Source organism: Paraburkholderia sp. (assembly GCF_026225065.1).
Lineage (GTDB): Bacteria > Pseudomonadota > Gammaproteobacteria > Burkholderiales > Burkholderiaceae > Paraburkholderia.
The window spans coordinates 21,998-30,690 of the sequence record NZ_JAMFSB010000284.1 but is presented as its reverse complement, the minus strand read 5'-3'; the positions used below and the strand labels follow the sequence as shown (position 1 = coordinate 30,690).

The 8,693-nt window shown below is 61.9% G+C and carries 9 protein-coding genes; 3 read left to right on the top strand and 6 right to left on the bottom strand.

Features of this window, described 5'->3' with window-relative positions; all coding sequences use genetic code 11:
• Positions 1–243: 243 nt before the first annotated feature.
• Entirely contained in the window at positions 244–438 is a 195-nt protein-coding gene (locus M0954_RS20210) for a hypothetical protein (protein WP_122154400.1), read from the top strand.
• 101 nt (positions 439–539) lie between these two features.
• Here M0954_RS20210 and M0954_RS20205 read toward each other — a convergent pair whose 3' ends face one another.
• Positions 540–2,993, bottom strand: a complete 2,454-nt coding sequence (locus M0954_RS20205) for an FUSC family membrane protein (RefSeq protein ID WP_297355125.1) — start codon at positions 2,991–2,993, stop codon at positions 540–542.
• A 178-nt stretch (positions 2,994–3,171) separates the two neighbouring features.
• The gene (locus M0954_RS20200; RefSeq protein WP_122154402.1) at positions 3,172–3,813 is read right to left on the bottom strand and encodes a VC0807 family protein; all 642 of its coding nucleotides are present in this window, start codon (positions 3,811–3,813) and stop codon (positions 3,172–3,174) included.
• A gap of 219 nt (positions 3,814–4,032) precedes the next feature.
• On the opposite strand from M0954_RS20200, the gene arfB reads away from it, so the two are divergent.
• The gene (gene arfB, locus M0954_RS20195; RefSeq protein ID WP_122154403.1) at positions 4,033–4,437 is read left to right on the top strand and encodes an alternative ribosome rescue aminoacyl-tRNA hydrolase ArfB; all 405 of its coding nucleotides are present in this window, start codon (positions 4,033–4,035) and stop codon (positions 4,435–4,437) included.
• An 11-nt stretch (positions 4,438–4,448) separates the two neighbouring features.
• Here the strand turns inward: arfB and M0954_RS20190 are convergent, their stop codons facing one another.
• The 4 genes from M0954_RS20190 to M0954_RS20175 form a co-directional block, all read right to left on the bottom strand.
• The gene (locus tag M0954_RS20190; RefSeq protein WP_297355123.1) at positions 4,449–5,732 is read right to left on the bottom strand and encodes an EAL domain-containing protein; all 1,284 of its coding nucleotides are present in this window, start codon (positions 5,730–5,732) and stop codon (positions 4,449–4,451) included.
• Positions 5,733–6,214: 482 nt separating this feature from the next.
• Positions 6,215–6,472 (bottom strand): DNA-binding protein, encoded by a 258-nt coding sequence (locus M0954_RS20185; RefSeq protein ID WP_074264996.1) that lies wholly within the window; start codon positions 6,470–6,472, stop codon positions 6,215–6,217.
• A gap of 182 nt (positions 6,473–6,654) precedes the next feature.
• Positions 6,655–6,915 (bottom strand): hypothetical protein, encoded by a 261-nt coding sequence (locus M0954_RS20180; protein WP_122154405.1) that lies wholly within the window; start codon positions 6,913–6,915, stop codon positions 6,655–6,657.
• Between the two features lie 358 nt (positions 6,916–7,273).
• Complete coding sequence (locus M0954_RS20175; RefSeq protein ID WP_297355120.1) at positions 7,274–7,909, bottom strand: YdcF family protein; 636 nt, start codon at positions 7,907–7,909, stop codon at positions 7,274–7,276.
• A 356-nt stretch (positions 7,910–8,265) separates the two neighbouring features.
• On the opposite strand from M0954_RS20175, the gene M0954_RS20170 reads away from it, so the two are divergent.
• The gene (locus M0954_RS20170; RefSeq protein ID WP_074264994.1) at positions 8,266–8,580 is read left to right on the top strand and encodes a hypothetical protein; all 315 of its coding nucleotides are present in this window, start codon (positions 8,266–8,268) and stop codon (positions 8,578–8,580) included.
• The last annotated feature ends 113 nt before the right edge of the window (positions 8,581–8,693 follow it).

Sequence of the window (8,693 nt, the reverse complement as noted above, 5' to 3'; positions counted from 1 at the left end):
CGGGATTTTCTTGCGGCGCTCGACACGGTGACGGTGTCCTATGACGCGGTGTCGAGCCCGATATTCGAGAGGAGAGGTGGTGTGCGCGAAAGGTAGTGACAGGGGCCACATTCGCTATTGCGTCATTGTGCAAAAACCTCGACTCTTGTTGGCGCGGGCGTACTCCGCAAGCCCCGCGCAAGCTGGGTGGGCGTAGAATGCCAGGCTTCCTGGACATTCATTACCCGAGAGTCGAGCTTCCCCATGAACGAACCGCGCAAGAAGAACCCGACCTTTGGCATCGCCGTGTTTATCGTGATCGCAGTCCTGGTGGTGATTGGGACGCTTTTGTACAACGCGATCAGTGGAAAGCGCGAATTCGAGCGTGAAAACGCCGTGACGCCCAGCGTCGCCTCGGCCGCGGCGGCAGCTACCGGCGCGAGCAGCGCATCGCAGTGACGCGCTGCGTGACGCCGTGGCGGTTTCGCTAGCGCCTGCGCTTCGCTTTCGCTGTGTGAGATCACAACCAGCGTGCCACTTCGGTCGCTGGCCTATACGGCCTATGCATCCGGCAGACGGATTACGCTGGCATCCCTACGGATCAGATTGGCTGCCGTGAGCATCTGCTTGCATTGATGCGACAGCAGTTTCAGCTCATGCACGGCCTCCGCCGGATAGTCTGCCGATTTCTCGGCCTCGATCACCATCTCATCGAGATCGCGCGCGAGCTGTTTGGTCAGGTCGGCCTGATTCGCCGGCGGCGCGGTGCCCGCCTCGGCTTCCGTAAGATTGTCCCGGACCACGCTTAGTACGCGTTGTAGCGGCTGCAGGGAGACACTTTCCGGCTGCTGCGCCGAGGTGCGCAACAATGGCGCTGCTGCCGTGATCTGCGAGGCCAGCACGTGACTGCGCACTAGCAGGTCATTCAGTTCGGGAACGAACTTTTGCGCCGTCTTCGGCTCGAGCATCATGCGCTGGAACGCCTGCCCCAGGTTGGCGAACGCCACGTGCACGTTTTTGCGGGCAAGACGGTAGCGGTAGTCGCGTTCGAGCGCGACGGCTGCGGCGGAAGCAGCGGACGTGGCCGCTGGAGCCACGGCAGCGGCCGCAGGCGCCGTGCTTGTTGCGCCACTGCCGTTCGCACCAACCGCAGCGAGCTTCGCTCCGCCAAAGTTGGCGCCAGCGAATCCCGCTGCACCAAAGCTGGCTGCCCCGGCAACCGCCGACGGATCCGCCATTGCCGCGGCCGGCGCGCGCGCACCGGCTTCCGTCACCACCTCGGTGGCGACCGTGGTGGGCTTGCCGCTCCACCACCAGCTCGCTTCGAGATACTGCCGGGTGGCGGCAATCATGCTGTTGACGAGCTTGCCCATCAGCCGGTATTCCCAGTAGGGGAACAGATGGCTGGCGGCAATCGCGATCGCACAGCCGACCACGGTATCGATAGCCCGTTCGCCGATAATCCGCATGCTGCCCGGCGCGAGCAGATGGAACATCAACAGCACGTACGCCGAGGTGAACACCACGCTTGCGGTGTAGTTGAACAGCAGCAGGCTGTAGCTCATCACCATCGAGGCGAACATCACGACGAGCAGAATGTGCGGACTCTTGACGAACATCATCAGCGCGATGCTCGCCGCGCAGCCGATCAGCGTGCCGATAATCCTCTGCCCGTTGCGCTGCTTGGTTAGCGAATAGCCGGGCTTCAGGATGATGACGGTGGTCATCACGATCCAGTACGCGTTGGTGAGCGGCAACAGCCGCCCGAGCCAGAAACCAATGGCCACCGCAATCGTCACGCGCAACGCGTGACGAAAGCTCGGCGATGCCATGGTCAGGTTCGAGAAGATCTGTCCGAACGGCACCCGTCGGCTCGATACGAAGCGCGACAGCGCCTGGTCCAGACGCAGTTCGGTTTCTGTGGTGCGCGCCTCGCTGGAGAGGCTCTGGCGCATCTTGTCGATCAGGCGTGTCGCGCTCCACAGACGCCTGAACGTAGCCGAGACCGCCGAATAGGCCTCGGGATTTTTGACCGGCATATCGTGCTTGCGCATCAGTTCGATCTCGAACTCGATGGCGCGCAATTCGGCCTTCACATTGATGCGGCTGCGCGGCGGGTGGTTCTGCAGCACGGCAAGGCCGATCTCTTCGAGATCGGAGGCGGCCTTGCGGATCAGGTCGCGGTAGAAGGTGAGCATGTCCGAGCCGCCGAACGTATTGCGCACCATCGGGTAGTCGGTATGTGCGCCCACGAACAGCTCGTGCAGATCCACCGTATTGATGAACAGGTTGAAGAGCATGGCGCGGCGCGGTTCGAGCTTGCCGCTCTTGAGCTTGGGCAGATTGCGCAGCACGATGTCGCGGGCCGCGTCCTGACGTTCGACCGCGGCGATCTGCCGGGCGACCAGATTGCGGTAGCAGTCGTCGAGGTCGTTATCGAGGTCGTAAAAGTCGGAGCGCGCGAGCAGGTAGTCCGCGCAGGCGAACACGCTTTCGGCGAGCGCCTGCTGTTCGATTCGGTGCAGTTGCCAGCGGCTTACGAACGTGGACCAGTAGGTGTACCAGAGGCCGCCCGCCAGGATCCACGCCGCATTGACGAGCGCCTGTAGCGGCGTGAAGTGCTCTTCAAGCGTCATGATCATCATGAAGAGCGTGGCGAAGCTGATCTGCGGCCAGCGGTTGCCGTACACGACGATCAGCGACAGCACGAAGGTCAGCGGCACCACGGTGCACCACAGGGCCACCGGGTTGACGGTGGCGATGCCGGTAGCGAGCGCGGACAGAAAGCCGATCACGCTGCACGCGAGCATTTCGTTGTGCTTGTACTTGAGCGGCCCTGGCATATCGACCACGCACGCGCCGAGCGCACCGGTGGCGATCGTGAAGCCTAGCTCCTGGTTATGAAATAGAAGCAGGCAGACGATGGCCGGTAACGACACGCCGACCGCGATCCGCAGGCCGCCATAAAAGTACTGGCTATATAGGAATTTTTTGATCTCGACCGAATAGCGCATCGACTGCCTGGAGTTTGCGTACCACGACAAAAATGAGGCTGCAGGGAAGCCCTAAACCGACGTTGAGTCTAACTGATTTTAGAACTCAACTGACCTCGTCCGTTAGGCCAGGTTTCGTCGCGTGGATGCGTTTGTTATGCTGTCTCTCAAAGATCGGGGCTAGCGTGCCCGGTGCTGCCTAGCCGAGCATGCTGGTCGCTTGCACGTCGCCGCCGGCGCGGTCGCGTAATTTTTTGCGATACCACAGCGTCCACGCCAGCAGGCCGCCGTAGATACCGTAGCCGATGAACGGCGAGACTACCAGGAAGCGTTCGATCGGCCAGGTCCAGGCCATCCATGAGCGTATGGCTGTTTCGCCGGTGAGGCCCACGCCCCATACGGCGGTCATCATGCGCATCGAGGAGGCGAAGGCGGGCCGCTCGTTCCACAGCGCGTCGATGCGTGCGCCGCCACCGGCCATTTCGCGCGCCACTGTGGCACGTGCGAGGTAGAAGATCAGCGGCCGGGGCATCGGCAGCGAGAGCAGGAACGCCACACCGACCGCGCCGGACACCAGCGACTCGCGCAACAGCAGCATGCGCGGGCTGCCGCCCAGCGCCATTGCGCCGATTGACAGCACAATGCCGAGCAGCACGATCACGCTGAGGGCGTCGACGCGCCGAAAGCGCGCCAGTTCGACGAGGCTCCAGATCACCGGCGGCACAGCCGAAGCGATCAGGCCGTCGGTCTCGCCCCAATGGGGCGCCGCGAGCCGGTACGCGAGCCATGGCAGCAACAGGTTGACCGCCAGGTCGAGCAGGAAAGCGGGGCGCAGTTTCATACTGATTTAAGTCGTAAGCGATGGGTGCGAGTATCGGCGAGGCAGGCGCAGGCGGCAATCGTTTTTCTGCATTGGGCCGGCTTGCCCATGGCGGGGCTTTGGTGGAGTTGGCTCGCTATCCGGGAGCTCTTTTGTTTGTTTTGATATACGTGTTTTGACGTGCAAGACGGCCTCAGGGCGCATGTGTACACTTGCGTGTTCGTTGCTCCATACCATGCCATGACATCTCGCTACCCGATCCCGCCCAATGAAATCGAGCTGACCGCCGTGCGCGCGCAAGGGGCCGGTGGGCAGAACGTCAACAAGGTGTCGAGTGCGATACATCTGCGCTTCGATGTGCGCGCGTCGTCGTTGCCCGACGTCCTGAAGATGCGGCTTCTTGCGCTGTCGGATCGCAGGTTGACGCGAGACGGGGTCGTCGTCATCAAGGCGCAGGAGTATCGCACCCAGGAGATGAATCGTGCGTCGGCACTGGCGCGGCTCGACGAGCTGATTCAGAGCGTCAGCGTCACCCGTACCCCGCGTGTCGCAACGCGGCCCACACGGGCGTCAAACCGGCGCCGGCTCGAGACCAAGGCTCAGCGCAGCGAGATCAAGTCCGGCCGCGGGCGCATTGACGAGTGAATGGGGTTAGCTCAACGCTTGCGCGTGCTGGGCGCGGTGCGGGCTGCGGGGATGAAATCGACGCATAGGATCGTTGTCTGGCCATTGTGCTCGAGCGTGACGGCTGCGGTGTAACAATCTTCTCCGTCGATCAGCGAGTAGTGCGGACCCATCATGGCAACCCGGCCAGGCGCGGCCAGCGCGTGCTTGAAGTAGGCCCGGCGAGACCAGTTGCTGCGCGTCGTCGCCAATAGCGGCGCGAGCCGTTCGGGCGGCGGTGGCACCGAAGGCGCAGAGATGGACGGAGAGGTTTGCTCGCCTTGTGCGTCCGTGACGAACACCCGGCGCGCCTCCGGAATCGAAAAGACGAACTGGGCAGCCTGCGCCAGATCGCCGTTCGCGGCAAAGCTGCCCGCCGCAGCCAGAACCGCCTCTGCGAATCCTTCGAAGCCAAGACGCTGATGACGCGCGTACTTGCGTTCGTAGTCGGCGAACTTGCGCCACATCGAGTCGATCAGCGCGGGCACGCGCTCGCAAGCGGCCTGCACGGAGCCCATCGGCTGGCCTAGCCAGAATCCCTGGACGAAGTCCACGTCGGCCTGCATCAGGATCATTAGCTCATCGTCGGTCTCGACGCCTTCGGCCAGCACCAGCGTGCCCGATTGATGCAGCATGGCGATCAGATGGCCGATCAGCGATTCCTCGCCCTGGCGTTTGCCTGCGCGGGCCACCAGCGAACGGTCGAGCTTGACGATGTCGGGGCGGAAGCGCCACACCCGGTCGAAGTTCGAAAAGCCGGTGCCGAAGTCGTCGATGGCAATCAGGAAATCGCGCGGTTGAGAGGCGGTCAGCATGCTGGCCACCGCCGATTCATCGTCGGCCGGCTGCTCTAGCACCTCGATGACGATGCGTTCCTGAGGCAGTCCGAAGTGCGCAGACAGTTCGTCGATAAAGGCACGTTGCGGCCAGCCGGTTTCGAACACCTGAGGCCGCGTGTTGAGGAACAGCCAGCCCACCGGGACGTTCTGCTCCATGAAGTTGGCCACGTGCAGGCAACGGCAGATCCGGTCCAGTTCGCGTGCCTCGCTCGCCGAGCGTGTACCCGAAAACAGCACATCGGGTGTGACGGGCAGCCCGACCGGGTCGAAGGCCCGCAACAGCGCTTCATAGCCAACAATGCGTTGATGGGTGATCGAGAGTACGGGCTGAAACACGCTGTGCAGCGTAAGTGCCCGCCATGTGGCGGTCCAGCCGGTCTCGTCGCGCACCAGATGGGGCAGAAGTCCGGTCAGCGTCAGTTCTTCGACGGTGGGCATGGTGGCGTGGTCTCAGACGTGCGATGCGGCACAACGAAGTCCTGCGCCGCGCCGGAACTGGGCCGTGGCGTTGGCAGGGCGAAGACGCTGCCCGAAGAGACGGAGCTCGATTCCAGCCACGCTGGCCTCCGACTAATAGGTCGAAAAACAGTCTAGCAGTTCGAACCTGGCGTGAATGTACGGGTTATCACACACGCGCAAAGCTGTCTACGCATGGGAATAACGGTAGCACGGGGGTGGGGAGGCCGCCCGCCAAAGTCGAGGTCGGGTCTCTCATCGACGCCGGATTTCAGGCCTTTGTGCAGACGTTTGCAGTTGCAACGCGGTGCAGCCAGGCTGCTTGGGGGGGCGAGGCGGCAGGCGGCCTGCTCTTTCGCTAAACCGGGCTCAGCGCGGCGAAATCGCGTTGCGGCAATCCCGATGGCGAAACCGGGCGACGAAGAACGATTGCGCGCGGCGCGCCCGCCGTTTGTCTGCGACGCTTAGTGCGTCGACTGCGGCACGTCGAGAATCAGGATGATGGTCCAGTCCGCGTCGCCATCATGGTGATACTGGCGTTCCGCGACAATAAACGGTTGCTGTTTGCCATCGGGGCCGAGGAACAGCACGTCGCCCTCCATCGGCAAACATTCAACCGGCGGCAGCGCAAGATACGCTTCCTGACCGCCACGCGGCATCAGTTTTTCGATTTTGCGGGAAGCCGCTTCGGTCCATTCGATGTCAAGCTGGATGTTGCTCATTCTGTCCTCCGCACCAGGGTGCGCACGGGTTGGGGGTGATTCTTCGGTGCGCGACTTTAGCATACCGTCTGCGCGCGTCAGACAACAAAAAGCCGAAGCTGGCATAACCGGCTTCGGCTTTCTGACCTTTCGCGGAGCGACTGCGCAGGGCAGCCAATCGGTCGGGTGCGTGTCAGCTGCAATTATTGGCTGGCCGCGTCGGGCTTTGCCGCTTTCATATGATGCGGCGCCTTCTTGTGTTCCATCTTGTGATGCATGGCCGGCATGGAAGAATGCTGGCTTTCCGCAGCTTGTTGCTGGGATTGCAAATCTTGGGCACGTTGTTCGACGTCGGCGGCCTTGGCCGGATCGGTGCTCATCGTGACGCCGTTGTCGGTCTGTGCATACGCTGCGCCCGTCAGGGCCGAGAGAGAAACCAGGATCGCCAGGGACACTTTCTTCATCGTTACCTCCGTAGAGTGGTTGTGGCTAGGTACTGCCTGTCCGATCAGGAAGGACAATGCATTCTAGCGAGCAATATCCGCTCCAACCGAAGCTTTGTAACAGTTTTGACAAATAGTTACATTTACTTACGTTTGCGGCGTATTTCCGAGATGAACGACGATAGGCTGCGGGCGTTATTGCCGCGTCGCGAAGCCTAAGCCTGACGGTATCGGAAGAAGCTGCGCGGTCTCAACGGTGTACGCTAGCGGCGCCTATCGAGGCAGTTCCCGGGGCTCTTCGAAAATAAATATGTATAACTAACTAAATGCGTGAAGTACAGATCCGTGGCGACCGCTGCGCGCACGACGAGCGTCGCGCTCAGAACCATCCAAGCCACCGGTACACATGAAACTGCGCAATGCCGACCAGTTCATGCAGTGCAATCTCCGCATTGACGAAATTCTCATAGCGCGGCAGCAGCCCGACGCGTACGTGGCGCGTGTTGGATATGACGGGTTCAGGTGTGAGTCCGAAGCGATGGAAGTCGAGCAGGGCGCGCGGCATCTGAAATGCGGACGTGACCAGGATCAGCGAATCGTAGTGCAGCGTCTGCAGGACAGCGGCGACGTCACGGGCGTTCTCGTAGGTCGTGAGACTGCGGTTTTCCAGGACGACGTCTGCACGCGGTACCTGCTTTTGCAGCAGGTAGGGCAGGTAGGTATCGGCTTCCGATGCCTCGTGTTGCTGCGGATTGCCGCCGCTGATGATGACTTCGCAGAGTGCGCCGGTTCGTTTGCATGCCGAATAGATCTCGGCGCTCGCCGCGATCCGCGCCAATGCGTCGCGCTTCGGGACCAGTTTATGATCGTCGTCATAGTATGTGCCGCTGCCCAGCATGACAATCACCGTGTGTGTGCCGTACTTTGGTGGCGTCGGGGGTTGGGGATTGCGTTGCGCCCAGTCGAGCAGCGGCGCTGCTAGCCAGCCCGCTGCAAACAGCCAGAAGAGGGCCATAACGGCCAATGCGAGCGGGACGCGCGCTCGCCGCGTTAGCAGAATTGCTGCAAAAAAAAGCGCCAATAAAGTGAATAGAATCAATTTAAATGGGGTAACGTATGGTTTTTGGGGACATTCACGCCTGCCGCTATCGCGCCACCTAGGTCGCATCATAGGCACGTGAAAAGGACGCTAACACGTGGTTCGATCGGGGACCCCAAAACATGAAATAACAGGTGGCGCCTGGCGGGAGACGGTGGCATCGCCCTTGCGATGCGCTCCCTGCCATGGGTGGGTGCTACGCGCGTCACTGGTGGCGCGGTGATGTGCTGCGCAAAGATGTGTCATGGGCTGCACTTTAAGAAAGAAGTGAGATGACCACGTATTCCAACGAAGCAGTTCTTGAAGCGCTGCGGCGGGCGCAATACCGCCAGGTCCCGTGGGCCCGGCGCCCGGGTGTATTCGAATATCTTCGCGCGCTCGGCCTGATGGAGACGGTTCGGCAACGCACGGTCGCACCCGCTCCGGGTTTTCATGCGCCGGTCGACATTGCTGTGCTGACCGATCGGGGCCGGGCTGAATTTGCCCGCCTCGAGCGCGATGAGCGCTCACTGAACTGGACCGCGCGCAGGATGAACGATTACGTCGCCGCAGAGCGACGTACGGCGGATCTGGAAGTCCGCCCGTAGGCCGACTGCGCCGTTCGAGGACAGGCGCCGGCGCGTCGCCGCCTGTGCTTTGGTATTGCTGCGCACTTTCGCCATTCTGCAAAAAAAAGCCCGTATCGCAAGGATACGGGCTT